The organism is Sorangiineae bacterium MSr11954, from assembly GCA_037157815.1.
Taxonomy (GTDB): Bacteria; Myxococcota_A; Polyangia; order Polyangiales; family Polyangiaceae; genus Pendulispora; species Pendulispora albinea.
In genome coordinates this window covers 10,752,557-10,769,957 of record CP089984.1, presented here as the reverse complement: position 1 = coordinate 10,769,957, position 17,401 = coordinate 10,752,557, and the positions used below count along the sequence as shown (strand labels likewise).

Sequence of the window (17,401 nt, the reverse complement as noted above, 5' to 3'; positions counted from 1 at the left end):
TAGGGTATGCGCGCGATGTGGGTCGAACGAAATCGGTCGTGGTTCGCAACGGTGGCTCTCGGCGGGTACGTTCTCCCGCGCATCTGGAAGCGGACCTTGATGGTGACCGCGGTGAGCGTGATCGTGACGGTGCTCTACCACGCGGTCCCCGTGTTCCATCATTCCATCGGCGATAAGCCGTTTGCGCTCATCGGGCTGCCGCTCGGTATCTTCCTCGGCTTCCGCAACAACGCGGCGTACGAGCGCTTCTGGGAGGGGCGCAAGCTGTGGGGCTCGTTGGTGAACACCTCGCGCAGCCTCACCCGCCAGGTGCTGACATTGCTGGAGCCGGAGGAGGGGCCAGGTGCGCCAAAGCCCGACGCGCTGATCGCGTTCGAGCGCCACTTCGTGCACATGATCATCGGCTATGTGCACGCGCTCCGGCATCATCTGCGGGACACGGACTCGACATCGACGTTGGAGCGCATTCTGCCGCCCGGCGAGCTCGATCGGGTGCGGGGCGATGACAATGTGCCGCTCGCACTTCTACAGCGGATGGGCGAGCTGATGTCCGAGGCGCGCCAGCGCCATTGGGTGAATCCGTACCACGTGGCCATTTTCGAGCAGTCGCTGGTCTCGCTCACCGACATTCAGGGCGCGTGCGAGCGCATCAAGTCGACGCCGATCCCGTACTCGTACACGGTGCTCATGCACCGCATCGTCGCGGGCTACTGCACCTTGCTCCCCTTCGGCCTCGACGAAACCGCGGGCGACGCCACACCTTTGGTCGTCCTCGCCATTTCGTATGCCTTCTTCGGCCTCGACGCCATCGGCGCCGAAATCGAGCAACCCTTCGGCACCGACATCAACGATCTGCCCCTCGGCGGCATCTCGACCACCATCGAGCGCAATCTGCGCGCCCGCCTCCGCGAAGAGCTGCCGCCGGCTGCTGCGCCTTACAAGGGCGTGTTGACATGAGGGGGGACGGTTTGCGGATGATTCGGAGGGGCACACCCTTCGGATCATCCGGAGGAGCACGGGGCGGGTAGCTGTGTCACACCGACGGCACCTGTCAGCGTGAGCTTGATGCGCGAGAGCTTCACCTCGACGGCGCTGGTCACACCGACGGCGCCCGTCAGCCGTCACACCGACGGCGCCCGTCACACCGACGGATCGAAATCCGTTCGCGTGTAAATTGCACGCACCGTGAGCCCCGCCGCCTCGATGGCCTCACGCCCGCCCTCGAGCCGATCCACCAGCACCACCACGCCCGCCACGGTGTGACCGGCATCCGTCAGCTTGGCGACCGCCTTCAACGTGGAACCACCCGTCGTGATCACGTCTTCGAGCAGCACGACGCGTGCCCCCGCCGGGAGGCGAACGTCGCCCTCGAGCGTTCGGCGACTGCCGTGATCCTTTACCTCTTTGCGGACGTAGATGGCGTCGAGCGGCTCGTCGCGCAAGAAGCTCGTGAGCGAAACGGCGCTGGCCAGCGGACAGCCCCCGAGCTCCACCCCCGCCACCGCATGACACGGCCGCAGCTGCTGCACCGCCTCGTACAGGATCTCGCCGGTGAGCGCGTGCCCCTCAGCGCCTAGGATCGTCTGCTTGCAGTCGATGAAGAAGTCGCTCTCTTTGCCCGAAGCCAGGGTCACGCGCTGCTTCCGGTACGAGTGCACCTTGAGCAGTTCGAGGAGGCGCTGCCACGGAGACATGACTACGCGCGCTTCTTCTGCAGGGTCCCTCGGGCGCCCTTCTTGAGAACGGGGACCGTGGGGGCCGGCGGACCCGGCTTGGCCCCCGCCGGCGCGGTCGCGCGACCAGGGGGCGACGAGGGATTGTGATTCGACGCGGGCACCGTTCGCGCAGGCGGCGCCGAGGGCCGCGCGGCGGCTTGCTGCGCCGGGCTCCGAACCTCGACCCTCGCGGCCACGACTTGGGCGGTGGGGGCCGTGGAGGCGCGCGTGAGCGCCGCCGGCGTGATGGCTGGGCGCCCGTTGTTGGTGGCGCGCGAAGCGCTGGGGGTGCTCACGGCGGCGGGCTGCACGCGCGTGCGCGCGTTCGGTGAGGCTTGATCGCCGGCGGTTTGCACGTAGCCGCGGAAGAGGGCTCCCGGGGCGATGGCGATGCGGGGGGCGCGCACGTCGCCGACGACGCGGGCGCCGTCTTCGAGGTGGATCGCTTCGGTGGCGGTGACATCGCCTTTGACGGCGCCGCGGATGATGACCCGCTCGGCGGACAGGGTGGCGGCGACGCGGCCTTCGGCGGTCACGACCAGCTCGCCCGCGATCTCCACCGTGCCCTCCACGTGGCCCGCGATCTCGAGATCCGCGGAGCCGGTGATGCGCCCTCGGATGTGCGAGCTTCGGCCGATTACAGTGGTCTCTGCCATTCTTTCCTCACACGTCCATGTCGACGTTGCCCTTGAACTGGGCGCCGTCGGCGATGGTGATGCGGGTGGCCTTCACGTTGCCAACGACGCGGGCACCGGGTTGAAGATCGACGCGATCGCTCGATTGAATGTTGCCCGTGATGGAGCCCGACACCGCGAGCGGGCCGCCCACGATGTCCGCTTCGACCACCGCGCCCGATTCGACGGTCACGGAGTCCTTGGCCGTGAGCTTGCCGCGAACGGTCCCTTGCACGACGACGTCGTCGTCCGTGGTGATCTCCCCTTCGATCGTGATCCCTGCGCCGATGATCGTGCTCGCCATGCCCGGACTCCTTGTCCCTCTGCCTTCTTCTTCTGCTGCTTCTTCTTCTACGCTACTTCTGCTGCTCTCGCGCTCTTCGCGACGCTGCTGACTCTTTGGAACGGCCGCCTAGCGACGGCCGGACGCTGCCGGCAGGCGAGCGCCTCCTCCGTTGGCTGCTGCCGGCGCCCCCGACTCGAGTTCAGCGGGAAGCTCGAAATCGAAGTCGACCCGCCCCGAAAATTCTGCCCCCTCCTCCAACGCCAGGTTGCCACCACGAATGTTGCCGCGGACGCGCGCGCCTGCAAGGGCCCGCACGGGGCCTTTGACCCGCAGCTCGCCTTCGAGGGTGCCTGCCACCGTGATCTCTTCCGCCTCCACCGTATCGGCGGCGACGGTGCCTCCTTCGGCGATGGTCAGGAGCCCGCGCAGGACGATGTCGCCTTCGACGCGCCCTTCGACGGTGAGATCCCCGTCGCCCGCGATGCGCCCGCGCACCTGAGCGCCGCTGCCGATGCGTGCCTCACTCTCGTCCGAGGTGTTTCGTGTCGTGGATCGCGCCATACGAGGGACGCTTCCTAGTACAGCTTGTCCCTCTTGTCATCGGACCATCGTCACCGGACGTCGTCGGTGGTGGCTTGGGGCAGCTCGAACCAAAAGAGCGAGCCCTCCCCCTTTGGATTCGCCGTGACGCCCACTTGCCCGCCATGCGCACGCACCACCCGGTCCACGGTGGCAAGCCCGAGGCCAAGACCGTGCCCCCGCCGATCGAGCCGGACATGAGGCAGAAAAATAGCGCGCTGCATGGCGGGCGGAATGCCCGGACCCGTGTCGATCACCTCGCAACGCAGGACGTCTCCCTCCGCCACCGCGCGCACGGTGACCGCGCGCTCCTCGTCGATGGGAATGTGGCGGATGGAGTCGGTGCCGGAGCCGCCGCTCTCGCCATTTCCGTCGCCGATGTATTTGATGGCGTTGCGCACCAGGTTCGAGAGAACGCTGGCCAAGAGGCCCGGTGTGCAACGCACTGCCACATCCGGCATGGACTCCGCGCGCAGCTCCACGCGCCGTGAGTCGGCGTACGGCTGACACTCGCTCATCGCCTCTTCGACCGCGGTGCGAAAATCCGCGTAGGCGCCGGGCTCGGGCTGGGCGCCCGCCCGCGCAAAGGCCAAAAGCCCGTCGACGATGCTCTCCACCAGGCGCACGCTGCGCACGCCGCGATCGAGGATGGGCGCGAGCTCGTGTGAGTTCGACAGCTTCTTGCGCGCAATTTCCATGGCGCCCAAGGCGGGCGTGAGGGGTCCGCGCACATCGTGTGCTACACGGCTGGCGAAGGTTTCGAGCTCGTCCGCGCGTCGCTCGACCAGCCCGGTATAACGCTTGACGGCCCGGGCCGCGAGCGCCGCCAGGGCGATCGAGACGATGAGGCTGACGGCGTCGAGCGTAAAGCCCACCAGCCGAATGCGCCGTCGGTCCTCGTCGAGGCGCTCCATGGTCTTGGCGCCTTGCCGCGCGTTGAAGGCGACCAGATCGCGCAGCGCATCGTCGACACGCGCCACGTCTTCGCGCAGCGCGATGCGGCCGGCCCGCACCACCTCGGAGTTCGAATCGGTGCGGTGCATCTCGCTGGCGAGGTTCTGCGCGCGCCGCTCGATGGCGTCGAGTTGGTCGCGAACGGGCCGCCACATGGCGGGCTCCTCCTCGCTCGATCCGGGGAGCGCTTCGTAGGCCGCGCGCGCTTCGCGCAAGGTCGAGAGGGTGCGCTCGATGGGCACCGCGCCGCGGTACGCGGGGCTGATCGCGTCGTTGGTCACCTCGTCGAGATCGTGCAAGGTGGTGCGGATTTCGGCCAGATGAACGATGCTCGGGAGCGAATTGTGGGAGACATCGCCCGATTGAATCGCCACGTCGTGCAGACGCAGATCCGAATAGAGCGTCGATGCGCCGAAGCAGGCGACCACGATGGCGAAGGAGGCGAGTACCATCACGCTGTAGCGCGATGTCCACCCGAAATCTGCGCGCTCCCTCCTCTGCATCGGCGCCATGGAATGCCCCTCCACCCACCCACGCCTACGCGCGGTCCCTGCATCCTTCCACGGAGCGAAGGATTGCATGGGCCCTTAAACCATCGAGCGCGAGAGATTCTGCCCGCCCTTGCGCATGTCGGTCATCCTTGATGTAAGTGTGCATGATGCGCCCCGTGGAATTCGATGTCGCGATCGTGGGCGGTGGTCCTGCGGGTAGCACGACGGCGATCGCGCTCGCAAAGGCCGCCCCCGGCCGAACGATCGTGCTCCTCGAAAAAGCCACGTATCCACGTGAGAAATATTGCGCGGGCGCCCTTGGTGGCCGCGGCGAAAAGATACTTGCCGAGCTCGACGCCTCCCCCAAGGTTCCATCCGTCCCCCTCGAAGGGATCTCATTTCGCGGGCTCGGAGGCGAACGAAAAGAGTCGGTCGGCTCGATTGGCCGTGTGGTTCGGCGCGCGGAGTTCGATCATGCGCTCGCCAACATCGCGGCCTCCCGCGGGGTAACGGTGGCAGAAGGAGCGAGGGTCGAGGCCATCGACGTCGAGCCCGCGGGCTCGGGTGACATCTCGCGTGCGCGGGCTCGCGTGACCACCTCGCGCGGGGAATACCGGGCCCGAGTGGTCGTCGGCGCCGACGGCGTGGGGAGCACGGTGCGCAAAGCCATGGGCCATGGGGCCGGCCGTTTGCGCGCGCAAGTGCTCGAAGTGGACACGGAGCCCGTGCCCGACGATCGCGCGCGGAGCATGCTCCACTTCGATCTGACGGACCACTCGTTCTCCGGTTACTTCTGGGATTTTCCCACCTTGGTGGACGGCCGAGCGCTCCATTGCCGCGGCATCTATCGCATTCTCTTGAACAACGAACCGGTCGATCTGGAGCATCGCCTTCGCGAGCGATTGGCGCACATGGGCCTCGATCTTTCGCGCTACAAGCAAAAACGATTTGCCGAACGAGGCTACGAGCCCGACTTACCCCTCGCGACCAACCACTTGATGCTGGTGGGCGAGGCCGCGGGCATCGATCCGGTGACCGGCGAGGGCATCGCGCAAGCCATCGAGTACGGCGCGCTGGCGGGCCCCTTTTTGGCCGACGTTCTGGCCGGGCGGGCCGTGCTCCCGAGCTGGAGCGACGTGGTCCGGCGCTCGCGTCTGGGGTGGGATTTGCGCAAGCGCACCCGCATGCTGCCGCACTTTTTCGGCGAGCTTCGCGCCGTCTCCGAGCGGTTCCTCGTGGGCAGCGGCGGCTCACCGCTGCGCACGGGCATCCGGCATTTCGCCGGCCATCGGCAGTCGGCGGCCGACATGGCCGTGTCGGTGATGGGCGCGGGCGCGCACTATATGGCGATGCGACTCGGCGAGCGCTCCCGGCCGGCGATCCCGGCCGGCGATCGCGACTAACGATCGCGCTCCCACACGGCCCAGCGATCGCCGCGCCACTTCACGTGAAAGGTGCCGGGCGGCGGATGGAAGCCGGAGCCGCGGGTGAGCACGTAATCGTAATAAGGATAGAGCTCGCCCTGCACGGAGACCTGCTCGGGGGTCCACTCCCAGCGCTCGCGGGCGGGGCCGCCCGGGGGCGGATAGTGACCCGGTTGGAAGTCGAACGGCCAATGGAAGTACCCGGCGTAGGTGAATTGCACGACGCCGCCTTTCTCGACTTGGTAGTACGAGCCGAAGTGGAGAAAGGGGACCCAGTTGGTCACCCGCGAGCCGCGGTCGTAAATGAGCGCGGCCACGTGCTTTCGCGGCTCCATGGCGGCGATGGCACCATCGATGTCGCCCACCTCCTCCAGCTGAAAGGCGATGAAGTGCTTGCACGTGTTGATGGTCGCGCCGAGCGCCAGGCCCGCCGCGAGCGCGGTCCCGAACCATCCGCGCAGGCCTTGCGGCATCCGCAGGAGGGGAATGGCCGCGAAGAGGCATAGAATGGGAAAACGCTGGGAAATGAGCCAGATGTAGCCGTGCCTCTCGCCCAGGATGAAGTAAAAGAGGATGCACGCCAGGGGCAAGAGCGTGTACGCGCGCGCCACTGGCTTGGCGCGATCGCGATCGCCTTGGGCGAGGCCGGTGACCAGAATGGCCGCGGCGACGAGGAGGATGAGCAAGAGCTCGTCGCTGGTGTCGTGCCACACATCGGTGAGCCACTGGTACGCGCCCGGGATGGCCGCACTGAGCGGCGCGACATTGTCGGCTTGCGTCGGTTGCAGCACGCCGGCCGTGAGGCGCCCGGCGTCCGTGAGGAACGTCCAGCGCGCGACCGCGAGCAGGGCGGGGACCACCGGGGCGCCTGCGATGAGCCATCGCCTCGGTTGATCCCAGGGGAACATCACCGCGAAGCCGATGCCAAATAGCGCAAAGGGGAAGACGTGCGAATGGAAGAGCGCCAGCGCCAGCACGCCCAGCGCGATGCCGCGCGGCGGCGTGGGGTGCTCGAAGTAGCGCACCGCCACGGCGAGACCGAAAAAGAGGATGGGGATGCCGAGCAAGAACGGCAAAAGCCCGAAGATGAACATCACGTTGGTCAAGAGCGGCACGGCGAACAGCGCGAGGCGTTCGTCTTTGCCCAGCGCCCGGAGCAGCGCGCGGATCGCCAGCGGGGTGCCGCCCAGGTAGATGCAGAGCAGCGCAATGTTCGCCTTGACGACGCCGAGCACGTACGCGAGCGCGCCCGCCAACAGGTAATAAAAGACGTACTGGGTGCGGCCGAGGGCGAGGACGAAGTCCTGATCGAAGCCGTACGCGGGGTCGTGAAAATCGTGGATGACCCGGATGGCCGCCAGGTGAAAGGGCAGATCCTGAATGGGCGGATAGCGAACGATCCACGCGGGGGCGCTGGCGACCACGGCGACCAGAAGCCACAGCCATGTCGCCTGGGGGATGTTCGTGATGCTCTGAAAGCCGCGGAAGGAGAGGGTGCGCCGCATGTCGGCGCGCCCACGTTACACGGTTTTCGTACGGGGGAGCGGAACGGAACGGTGTAAGCTCCCGCCCATCTTGTTGGCTTGGAGCTGGCGCGGGTGGACGAAGACGTGGGCCTTCTTGGCGGTTCCAGCGATCGCGCTCTTCGAGCTCGGCGCGCACGTCGTCCAAGTGGGCGGCGCCATCGGGGACGATAGCTGGGCCCGCGCGCGCGAGGAGACCCGAGCCCTCGTGCAGCCCGGCGATCTGCTCGTCTTCGCCCCGCGCTGGACGGACCCCATCGGGCGCATGGTCTTCGGCGACGAGCTCGCGACCTTGGAGCGCGAAGCTTGGGCGGACGTTTCACGCTTTCCGCGGGCCATCGAGGTCTCGATCCGGGGGGAGCACGAGCCCGAGCTCGCGGGTTGGAGGCGCGTGGCGGAGAAGAAGGTCGACGGGATCACCCTGGCGACTCTGGAGAACCCCAGCTACCGGCCCACGTTGACCGATCTGGTGAACCTCGTTCACCCGCCCGCGAGCGAGGCTTTCGTGCGCAGCTTGGACAACGCCGGGGTGCACCCGTGCACCTGGGTGCATGGCTCACCGCAGTCGGGCAACTTGGGCTTTGGGCCCTCGGTCCCCGGCGACAAGTTCGCGTGTCCGGGCACCTTCGCCGGGGTGAGCGTGGTGGCCGATCTCGACTACCGCCCGCGCCGCTGCATCTATGCGCCGCCGGCCGGGGGCGGGCAGGCGCTTCGGCTCGTCTTTCACGGCGTTTCGTTTGGCGAGACGCTGCACGGTCACCATGGGCTCTATGTCGAGGCGGAGCGCGATCGGCACGGGCCCTCGGTTCGCTTGGTTTTTTCGGTGGGCGATAGCCTCTTGGGGTACGCGAACCATGCCGATGGCGATGGCTGGAAAAGCTTCGATTTGTCCACGGCGGAGTTTGCTGGGAAAACGGCGGATTTGACGGTGGAGATCACCAGCGCGAACGCGAACCGCCGCATGTACTGCTTCGAGGCGATTACGCGATGAGCGATCCGATCGATACCCCTCCGGCGTCTCCCGAGCCGCAGTCGTCGGCGCCATCGGCGCAGGGCGAAATGGCGCGTGCCGAATCGGCGCAGGCGCAGGGCGAAATGGCGCAACGTTCGCCGTTGTCGGACGACTCGGCGCAGGCGGGCGAAACGGCGCAGGCGGGCGAAACGGCGCAGGCGGGCGAAACGGCGCAGGCGGAGCGCGAATCGGCGCAGGCGGAGCGCGAATCGGCGCAGCCCGCAGGCGAACCGTCGCAGCGTGCGCAAGTCGTGTCGGAGAAAGCCGCGCGGCGGACCTTGTTGCAGTGGCCGGCTGCGATCGGCTGGCGCGACCATGGGATCGGCGCGGCCCTCTTCGTGGCGTATGTCGCGTGGCTGGTGGTGACGGCGCGCTCGCTCGGCTTTCCGCGGGACGAGAGCTTCTATTTCCGCGCGGGCTCCAGCTACGCGTATTGGTTCCAGCAGCTCGTCGAGCACCCGAAGCAAGCCCTCGAGCAGGGCGCCATCGATGGCGCGTGGTCGTACAACCACGAGCACCCGTCGTTGATGAAGAGCCTCTTCGGCATCTCATGGCTCGTGCTCCACGAAAAGTGGAAGCTCGTCGCCGACGCCAGCACCGCGTACCGCCTGCCCGGCATGGCCATGGGCGGCATGTCGCTCTGGGTCACGTATCTCTTTGGCGCGCGGGTCTTCTCACGCCTGGCAGGCGTGATCGCGGCGGCGTTCCTTGCGCTGATGCCGCATATCTTCTTTCACTCGCACCTCGCCTGCTTCGATATCCCGATCATGGCGATGTGGCTCCTCTCCGTGTACGTGTACTTCCGCTCCGTGCAGGAAGGCACCCTCGGCTGGGCGCTCGCCGCCGGCATCGTCTACGGCCTCACCCTGGAGACCAAGCACAACGCCTGGATTCTCCCCGCCGTTTTCGTGCCCCACGCCCTCGTGACCTACGGCCGCTTCTTGTCGGCGGGCCCGCGCCCGGGGCGCTTTCGGTTCCCGATGGAGCTCGTGGCGATGGCCACCGTCGGGCCGTTCGTCTTCTACGCGCTATGGCCGTGGATGTGGACCGATACGGCAAATCGGATCCAAGAGTACCTCAATTTTCATTTGAATCACGAATATTACAATATCGAATACCTCGGTAAGAACGTGTTCGGCCCTCCGTCGCCGCGCAGCTATGCGCCGGTGATGATCCTCGCCACCGTGCCGAGCATCACGCTCCTGTGCTTTCTATTGGGCGCGGGGGATCGGCTTTGGGCGCTGGCCAAGCGGGTGCGGGGTGCGTTCACGGCGGGCGAGACGCCGCGCCGTCCGAGCGCCGAGCCGGATCTTTTGCTGTTCCTCGCCTTTGCGGCGCCCTTGGCCGTGTTCTTTCTTCCGAAGACGCCCATCTTCGGTGGCACCAAGCATTGGTTGCCCGCGTACCCGTTCTTGGCGCTGTTCGCGGGGCGCGGCTTCGAGCTCGTGGCGCGCGCGCTCGATGCGCGGCTCACCGCGTGGTCCGACGTGCGCCGCACCGTGGCGCGATGGGCGCTCGCCGTGGCTTGCCTGCTGGCGCCGCTTGCCATCACGGCGCATTCGCATCCGTTCGGCCTCTCGGCCTATGTGCCGCTGGTGGGCGGAACGGCAGGCGGCGCGGATCTCGGGCTCAACCGGCAATTCTGGGGCTTTACCACGCAGAGCGTCGCGCCGTACCTGCGCGACCATGCGCCGCGCGGCGCCAGCGTGTTCATTCACGACACCACCGGCGACGCGTGGGCGCGCATGCTCGACGAAGGCCGGGTCCGCGGGGATTTGCGCGCAACGTGGGGCCCGGGCGAGGCGATGTTCTCGCTCGTCCAGCACGAGCTTCATATGAACGAGGTCGACTACTCGATCTGGGTGGCGTATGGCACCAGCGCGCCGATTTACGTGCTCACGCACGATGGTGTGCCCATCGTCAGCGTCTACCGGCGCAAGTGAGCGCGGCGCCGGCCAGATCGGCTAGGATGCACCCCGTGTCCTCCGTCGATGTCGAACTCAACACGCCGCAAGCCGAGGCCGTCGCCCATGTGAACGGGCCGCTGCTCGTATTTGCAGGTGCGGGAAGCGGAAAAACGCGGGTCATCACCTACCGCGTGGCGAACCTCATCGCGCGCGAGCGCATCGCGCCCTACCGCATTTTGGCCGTCACGTTCACCAACAAGGCCGCGGGCGAGATGAAGCATCGCCTCACGGGGCTCGCGGGCGAAGACGTGGTGCGCGATCTATGGGTCGGCACCTTTCACGCGACGTGCGCGCGCTTGCTGCGCCGCCATGGCGAGGCCATCGGTCTTACCCGCAACTTTCTCATTTACGACACGCAGGACCAAAAGGCGGTGGTCACCCGGGTGCTGCGCGAGCTCGATCTCGACGAGCGGCGCTATCCGCCGCGCAGCGTTCTGTACCAGATCCACAAGGAGAAGCAGGAGGGGCGGGGCCCCGACGAGATGAGCCCCGAGTCGTACGTCGACGACGCGGTCATCAAGGTCTTCCGCCGCTACGAGGCGCACATGCGCGAGGCGAACGCGGTCGACTTCGAGGATCTCATCGGCCATATGGTGCGGCTGCTCGAGCGCGAAGGGGAGGGCGACGCGATCCGGCGGCGCTTCTCGCACGTGCTCGTCGACGAGTTCCAAGACACGAACGCCATGCAGTACCGCTTGGTGCGCGCCCTCGTCCGCGACCACAACAACATTTGCGTGGTCGGCGACGACGATCAATCCATCTACCGCTGGCGCGGCGCGGACGTGCGCAACATCCGCTACTTCCGCCGCGACTTCCCCGGCGCCACGGTCGTGAAGCTCGAGCAGAACTACCGCTCCACGGGGAACATCGTGCGCGCGGCCTTGGGGGTCATCGCGCCCTCGCCGCACCGTGAGCCCAAGGAGCTCTGGACCCAGAACGACAACGGCCCGCCCATCGAGGTGATGGCCGCCGCCGACGAGCGCGACGAAGCCGCCTTCGTCACCGGCCGCGTCCTCGACGCGCGCAAGGCGGGGGCCAGCTTGCGCGAAATCGCCGTCTTCTACCGCGTTCATGCGCAGTCCCGCGTTCTGGAAGAAGCGCTGCGCATCGCCAACTTGCCGTACCAGATCGTGGGCGGCACCAAGTTCTACGAGCGCGCCGAGGTGAAAGATGCGCTCGCGTACTTGCGCCTCTTGGCCAACCCGCGCAGCGACGTCGATCTCCTGCGCATCATCAACACCCCGGCGCGCGGCATCGGCACCACCACCGTCGATCGGCTGGTGAGCTTCGCCGGCTCGCGCAACCAGTCGATCCACGAGGCGCTCGAGGTCATCGACGAGGCGCGCGACATCGCCGCGGCCGCGCAGAAGCGGCTGGCCGCGCTGCGCCACTTGCTCGAGCGGCTGCGCGCGCGGGTGGAGATCGCATCGCCCAGCGACGTGTTCTTGGAGATGATCGAGCAAACCGGCTACCGCGAAGCGCTGCGGGCCGACAACACGGCGGAGTCGGATGCGCGCCTCGAGAACCTCGCGGAGCTCGGTGGGTCCATTCGCGAGTACGAGGCGAGCGCCGCGGCGGCGGGCGAAAAGGCGTCGCTCGATGGGTTCCTCGAGAGCGTCTCGCTCCAGAGCGACATCGACGGCCTTCGCGACGAGCCGCGCGTGACCTTGATGACGGTGCACGGCGCCAAGGGCCTCGAGTTCGAGTACGTCTTCCTCACGGGGATGGAGGAGGACATGTTCCCCTACAAGAGCATGGACGAGCGCGGCGACGAGGAGCTCGAGGAAGAGCGCCGCCTCGCCTATGTCGCCCTGACGCGCGCGCGGCGCCATTTGGTGCTCACCCACACCCAGGCGCGCCAGATCTTCGGCAAGACGCGCTGGGGCGCCCCAAGCCGCTTTTTGCGCGATCTTCCGCGCGAGGCCATCGTTCACAAGCAAACCCGCGGCGCCAAGTCGGTCCCGCAGCGCTTCATCGACCGCCCGGAGCGCCCGCTGGCCCCCGCGCCGTGGGCCGCTGCATCGCGCGGCGGCTGGGGAGCGCCGTCTGCGCCGCCGGCCCCCGCGAGGCCCGCGCCGAGCCAAACGCCGGGGCAGCGCTATGTCGATCGCGAGTTCTTCCAAGACGATCACGGCGGCGAAAGCGCGCCGCTGCGCCGTGGGTCGCGGGTGCGTCACCAGCAGTTCGGCGAGGGCGAGGTTCGCAGCGTGGTGCATGCCGCGGAGCCCGCGGTGGTCGCGTTCTTTCCGGGCTGGGGCGAGAAAAAGATCCTCACGCGGTTCCTACGGCCCGCTTAAAGGCGATTGGGAGAGGCTCGACCCGGAGGGGGCGACGCCCGCGAGGGGCGAGCTAAAACTGAAAGCCGTAGCCGAGAAACGCGCCATTGGAGTCGCCCCACGCGCGGATTTTGGCCAGCTCTTGCCCCGCGCGCCAGGTGCGGGGCGAGATGACGGTCCAATACGGCAAGAGCGCTCCGATGAAGCCTGTGGCCCCGGAGACGAGGACGCGGGTCACGCGCTCGGTGGTGGTCCAATTGTCCTTGAGCGGCCCCGTCTCGATGCCCATGATCACGGGCGCGGTCGCGCCGGCGAGGAGCGCCATCGACAGGGCGTACGGCAAACTCGAGCGGACCTCGCCCTCGGGGGGCGCATAACTGATCCAGGTCGGATCGCACTTTGGAAGGGCGGGGTAGATCGCGCCGAGGGTCGCGCCCCACGTGAGGCCCACCAGCGCGGGGCCGATGGTTCGCAGCTGCGACTCGTTCTGGTACTTGAAGACCTGGCCGTCCACGTAGATGGTGGCGACGTCGGCCAACACCAAGGCCGACAGATAGAGCCAGTCCACCGTGCTCGCCCGCTCGCAGAGCTTTCGCTCGCGATCGGAGCGCGGAGCAATGTCGGTCGGGGCGTAAATGTACGCGGGCGGGTCGGTCGGCGGGGGCGGCGGGGCGTCCACGGCGCGCGACCATAGTACCGTCGGGGCCAACTTCATAGCACCGGTGCCTCCAGGCCGGGCCTGGCGTATAAGGACGGCCATGAGTTTTGCTCCCTTGCGCCATATTTTTCGCGAGTACGACATTCGAGGCGTCGCCGACCGGGATTTGTCCGATTCGTTGGCGACGGCGCTGGGGCGCGGCCTCGGGACCATGCTGGCCAACGCCGATGGCAGCCGCACGCGCCTGGCCCTCGGCCGCGACTGTCGGCTGTCGAGCCCGCGACTGCACGACGCCCTGATCGCCGGGCTGACCCAGGTGGGCATCGACGTGGTGGACATCGGCATCGTACCGACCCCGCTCCTCTACTTTGCCGTGCACCACCTTCACACGGACGGCGGCATCCAGATCACCGGGAGCCACAACCCGGGCGAGGACAACGGCTTCAAGATCATGAAGGGGAAGGCGAGCTTCTACGGCCCCGACATCGTGAGCCTGTTCCAGCTCATCGAGGCGCAGGAGAACGAGAACGTCGTCGCCGACCGCCCCGGCGCACTCGAGATCGTGGACGTGCTGCCGGCTTACATCGAGGCGGTGAAGGCGCGCATCAAGCTGCCCGCCAACGTGAACCTCCCGTTCGTCGTCGACGCCGGAAATGGCGCGGGCGGCCCCACGGCCCTGGCGGTCATGCACGCCCTCGGCCTGAAGCCCGATCCGCTCTACTGCGAGATGGACGGCCGCTTCCCGAACCACCACCCCGATCCGACCGTGCTCGCGAACGTGCAGGACCTCATCGACCGGGTGCGCACGACGGGCGCGCGGGTCGGCATCGCCTACGACGGAGACGCCGATCGCTTGGGCGCCGTCGACGCCAACGGCGAGGTGGTGTGGGGCGACAAGTTGATGATCCTCTTCTCGCGCGCGCTCCTGAAGGAGAACCCCGGCGCCGCCATCCTGGGCGAGGTCAAGTGCTCGCAGACCTTGTACGACGACATCGCGGCGCAAGGCGGCAAGCCCATCATGTGGAAGACGGGCCACTCGATCATCAAGTCGAAGATGAAGGAGAGCGGCGCGCTCCTGGCCGGCGAAATGAGCGGCCACCTCTTCTTCGCCGACCGCTACTTCGGCTACGACGACGCCATCTATGCCTCGCTCCGCCTTTTGGAGATCCTGGCCAACGACGGGCGCTCGCTCGGCGAAATGCTCTCCGACGTGCCGACCACCTTCTCCACCCCCGAGCTTCGCGTCGATTGCCCCGACGCCATCAAGTTCGACGTGGTGCGCGCGGTGACCGAGCACTACAAAAAGAGCGGCCGCGAGGTCATCGACATCGACGGCGCGCGCATTCAATTCGGAAAGCCGGGGGAGCCCGCCTGGGGGCTCGTGCGCGCCTCCAACACCGGTCCCGTGCTGGTCCTGCGGTTCGAGGCCACCACCGCCGAGGAGCGCGATCGCATTCGAGCCGAGGTCGAGGCGACGGTGCTCTCCGCCCGTCAGACGACGACCGCGTGAAAGAGACCTGGACCATCGAAGCGGTCGTCCGCTGGGCGACCGACGACTTTCGCACGAGGGGCATCGAGTCGCCGCGGCTCGATGCCGAGCTCCTGCTCGCGTTTGCGCTGAACACGGATCGCGTGCGGCTCATCGTCGACGGGCGCCGCCCGCTGGAGGCCGATGAGCTCGCGCGCTTTCGCGATCTGGTGAAGCGGCGGCGGCGCCATGAACCCATCGCCTTTTTGCGCGGGGAGCGCGAGTTCTACGGCCGCCCCTTTCGGGTCGACGCGCGGGTGCTCATCCCGCGCCCGGACACCGAGGTGCTCGTTCAAGTGGGGCTCGAGCGCACGCGCCATCTCTCGATGAGCCTGCGCGCGCTCGATCTCTGCACCGGCAGCGGTTGCGTGGCCATCACCGTGGGCCGCGAGCGCCCCACCGCCCGCGTGATCGCCAGCGACATCAGCGACGACGCGCTGGCCGTGGCGCGCAACAACGCCCTCCGCCTCGGCGCCTACAACGTCGGCTGGGCGCCTGGCGATCTCTTCGCGGCCCTTCGCACGCTCCCTCCCGCCGCCCGCACCTTCGATCTGGTAACGGCCAACCCGCCGTACATCCCGACGGCCGAAATCGCGACCTTGGCGCCGGACATTCGAAGCTTCGAGCCGCACCTGGCGCTCGACGGCGGCGAAGACGGCCTGGACCTGCTCCGCCGCATCGTGGACGACGCGCCGCGCTCGCTCGCCCAAGGCGGCGTGCTGGCCGTCGAGGTCGGCGCAGGCGAGGCTCCAGCGGTGCGCGATCTCTTCGAAGCGCGAGGTTACACCGACGTGAAGATTGCGCGCGATTACGGCGGCATCGAGCGGGTCGTGTCCGGCGTCTGCGTCGCGTCCCCGTAGGAGGCTCAGGGCCGGCAGGACCCGGCGTGTCGAAGTTCGAAAGACAGCCGGCGGGCCGGAGCGTCGAAGTTTGAAAGCGGAGCCGCCGGGACAGAAGGAATGTGCGTGCTAACGTAACCGTTCTGCACTCCAGCATGCTTCGCGCCGTGGTTCTTCCCTTGATGGTGCTCGCGATCACCGTGTGCACCCATTACGTGCTCGCGGTGTGGGCCATGCAAATATCGCCATGGTTGGCGGCGCGCCGGCGATGGGTGTGGGCGCTGGTCGCGAGCCTGGTGCTGATCCCCATGGCCGCGCGCATCGTTCACGGAAAGTGGCACGGTGAGAAGAGCCAGCGCGTGGGGAGCCTGGGCACCGTCGAAGCATCCATCGTCGCCCTGAGCATGATCCCGCTGGGGCTCGTGCGCCTCGGCGTTCACGTTGGCTTTGGCGCGGCCGGCTGGTTCCGCCGCCGAGACGAAGAGGCGCACGAAGCGGCTTCGCCCGGGCGCGAGGAGCCTGCGGCCGATGCTGCTCCGAGCGCCGCTCCGGCCATGGTCGCGCGAACCGACACCCCGGCCCACGAGGTGCCCGCGCAGCTGACGCGCCGCCAGATCATCGAAGGTGTCGGCGGCGCCGCTGCTCTTGCTGCGAGCGGCACGGCGCTGGGGTGGGGCATGGTTCGCGGGCGGCACGCGTTCGTCATCGAGGAGGTGCCCGTTCGCATCCCCGGGCTGCCGCGCGCGCTCGATGGCTATACGATCGTGCAGATCTCCGACATTCACGTGGGGCTCTTCGTCGGCGATCGCGAGCTCGGCGAAGGGCTCGAGCGGGTGGCGGAGGCGCGGCCCGATCTGGTGGTCGCCACCGGCGATCTCGTCGATCACGACGAGCGCTACATTCCGGCCATGGCCCGCGCCCTCGGATCCATCCGCGCGCGCGACGGCGTGGCAGCGATCCTCGGCAACCACGATTACTATACGGGCGCGCAGGATGTCCTCGCGGGCCTGCGCGCGGCGGGTGTGCGCGCCTTGGTGAACGAGGGCCTGGTGCTGCGCGGTCGCGACGGCGGCGGCTTTGCGCTCCTGGGCGTGGCCGACATCTTCGCCCCCGGTGCACGCGAAGAGCCGCCTTCGCTCGCGCGCGCGATGGCCATGGTGCCGCCCGATCGCCCGCGCATCTTGCTGGCGCATCAACCCGAGTTCTTCGTCGAGTCGCAAGGGCAGGTCGCACTTCAGCTTTCGGGACACACGCACGGCGGCCAAATCAACCCCGGTTTCCGTCCGGCTTCGCTCTTCATGCGCTACCTCGCGGGTCGCTACGTGGAGGCGGGCTCCACGCTATGGGTCAACCGCGGGTTCGGTGTCGCCGGTCCACCCACGCGCATCGGAGCGCCGCCCGAGGTCACGAAGATCGTCCTCGTGTCCGCGTAATCCGCTGCGAGAATGAGGACTTCTTCGGCGGGGTCGTTTAAG

15 protein-coding genes are annotated in these 17,401 nt (G+C 67.8%); 8 read left to right on the top strand and 7 right to left on the bottom strand.

The genetic code is table 11. The features are described 5' to 3' along the window. Positions 1 to 15 precede the first annotated feature (15 nt). On the top strand, positions 16 to 957 hold the full coding sequence (locus LZC94_42210; protein WXB14427.1) for a hypothetical protein: 942 nt from the start codon (positions 16 to 18) through the stop codon (positions 955 to 957). A gap of 182 nt (positions 958 to 1,139) precedes the next feature. On the opposite strand, the gene pyrE is transcribed toward LZC94_42210, so the two are convergent. The 5 genes from pyrE to LZC94_42185 all read right to left on the bottom strand — a co-directional run bounded on the left by pyrE (position 1,140) and on the right by LZC94_42185 (position 4,660). After that, the gene (gene pyrE, locus LZC94_42205; GenBank protein WXB14426.1) at positions 1,140 to 1,694 is read right to left on the bottom strand and encodes an orotate phosphoribosyltransferase; all 555 of its coding nucleotides are present in this window, start codon (positions 1,692 to 1,694) and stop codon (positions 1,140 to 1,142) included. Between the two features lie 2 nt (positions 1,695 to 1,696). Further along, the gene (locus tag LZC94_42200; protein ID WXB14425.1) at positions 1,697 to 2,371 is read right to left on the bottom strand and encodes a polymer-forming cytoskeletal protein; all 675 of its coding nucleotides are present in this window, start codon (positions 2,369 to 2,371) and stop codon (positions 1,697 to 1,699) included. A gap of 7 nt (positions 2,372 to 2,378) precedes the next feature. Further along, positions 2,379 to 2,693 (bottom strand): polymer-forming cytoskeletal protein, encoded by a 315-nt coding sequence (locus tag LZC94_42195; protein ID WXB14424.1) that lies wholly within the window; start codon positions 2,691 to 2,693, stop codon positions 2,379 to 2,381. A 108-nt stretch (positions 2,694 to 2,801) separates the two neighbouring features. Continuing rightward, positions 2,802 to 3,236, bottom strand: a complete 435-nt coding sequence (locus tag LZC94_42190) for a polymer-forming cytoskeletal protein (GenBank protein ID WXB14423.1) — start codon at positions 3,234 to 3,236, stop codon at positions 2,802 to 2,804. A gap of 50 nt (positions 3,237 to 3,286) precedes the next feature. Further along, complete coding sequence (locus tag LZC94_42185; protein WXB20318.1) at positions 3,287 to 4,660, bottom strand: HAMP domain-containing histidine kinase; 1,374 nt, start codon at positions 4,658 to 4,660, stop codon at positions 3,287 to 3,289. 215 nt (positions 4,661 to 4,875) lie between these two features. Between LZC94_42185 and LZC94_42180 the strand changes: the two genes are divergently transcribed. Then, positions 4,876 to 6,102 (top strand): NAD(P)/FAD-dependent oxidoreductase, encoded by a 1,227-nt coding sequence (locus tag LZC94_42180; protein ID WXB14422.1) that lies wholly within the window; start codon positions 4,876 to 4,878, stop codon positions 6,100 to 6,102. Here the strand turns inward: LZC94_42180 and LZC94_42175 are convergent. Continuing rightward, positions 6,099 to 7,628: a hypothetical protein gene (locus LZC94_42175; GenBank protein ID WXB14421.1), complete on the bottom strand. Its 1,530-nt coding sequence runs from the start codon at positions 7,626 to 7,628 to the stop codon at positions 6,099 to 6,101. The two genes, LZC94_42180 and LZC94_42175, sit on opposite strands and share 4 nt — an antisense overlap. A 70-nt stretch (positions 7,629 to 7,698) precedes the next feature. On the opposite strand from LZC94_42175, the gene LZC94_42170 reads away from it, so the two are divergent. From LZC94_42170 to LZC94_42160, 3 genes are read left to right on the top strand one after another with little or no spacing between them, the layout of a single operon-like run. Further along, positions 7,699 to 8,637 (top strand): hypothetical protein, encoded by a 939-nt coding sequence (locus tag LZC94_42170; GenBank protein WXB14420.1) that lies wholly within the window; start codon positions 7,699 to 7,701, stop codon positions 8,635 to 8,637. Then, positions 8,634 to 10,601 (top strand): glycosyltransferase family 39 protein, encoded by a 1,968-nt coding sequence (locus LZC94_42165; GenBank protein WXB14419.1) that lies wholly within the window; start codon positions 8,634 to 8,636, stop codon positions 10,599 to 10,601. The genes LZC94_42170 and LZC94_42165 overlap by 4 nt, the downstream gene beginning before the upstream one ends. A 35-nt stretch (positions 10,602 to 10,636) precedes the next feature. After that, a complete protein-coding gene (locus tag LZC94_42160) occupies positions 10,637 to 12,922 on the top strand; it encodes a UvrD-helicase domain-containing protein (GenBank protein ID WXB14418.1) in 2,286 nt (761 codons plus the stop codon). A 52-nt stretch (positions 12,923 to 12,974) separates the two neighbouring features. On the opposite strand, the gene LZC94_42155 is transcribed toward LZC94_42160, so the two are convergent. Continuing rightward, on the bottom strand, positions 12,975 to 13,616 hold the full coding sequence (locus LZC94_42155; GenBank protein ID WXB14417.1) for a hypothetical protein: 642 nt from the start codon (positions 13,614 to 13,616) through the stop codon (positions 12,975 to 12,977). Positions 13,617 to 13,659: 43 nt separating this feature from the next. On the opposite strand from LZC94_42155, the gene LZC94_42150 reads away from it, so the two are divergent. The 3 genes from LZC94_42150 to LZC94_42140 all read left to right on the top strand — a co-directional run bounded on the left by LZC94_42150 (position 13,660) and on the right by LZC94_42140 (position 17,359). Beyond that, positions 13,660 to 15,069 carry a phosphomannomutase/phosphoglucomutase gene (locus LZC94_42150; GenBank protein ID WXB14416.1) on the top strand — a complete coding sequence of 470 codons (1,410 nt, stop codon included), beginning with the start codon at positions 13,660 to 13,662 and terminating at the stop codon, positions 15,067 to 15,069. Next, entirely contained in the window at positions 15,066 to 15,947 is an 882-nt protein-coding gene (prmC, locus tag LZC94_42145; GenBank protein WXB14415.1) for a peptide chain release factor N(5)-glutamine methyltransferase, read from the top strand. The genes LZC94_42150 and prmC overlap by 4 nt, the downstream gene beginning before the upstream one ends. A 101-nt stretch (positions 15,948 to 16,048) precedes the next feature. Beyond that, positions 16,049 to 17,359, top strand: coding sequence for a metallophosphoesterase (locus LZC94_42140; protein WXB14414.1), 1,311 nt, complete (start codon positions 16,049 to 16,051; stop codon positions 17,357 to 17,359). Positions 17,360 to 17,401 lie beyond the last annotated feature (42 nt).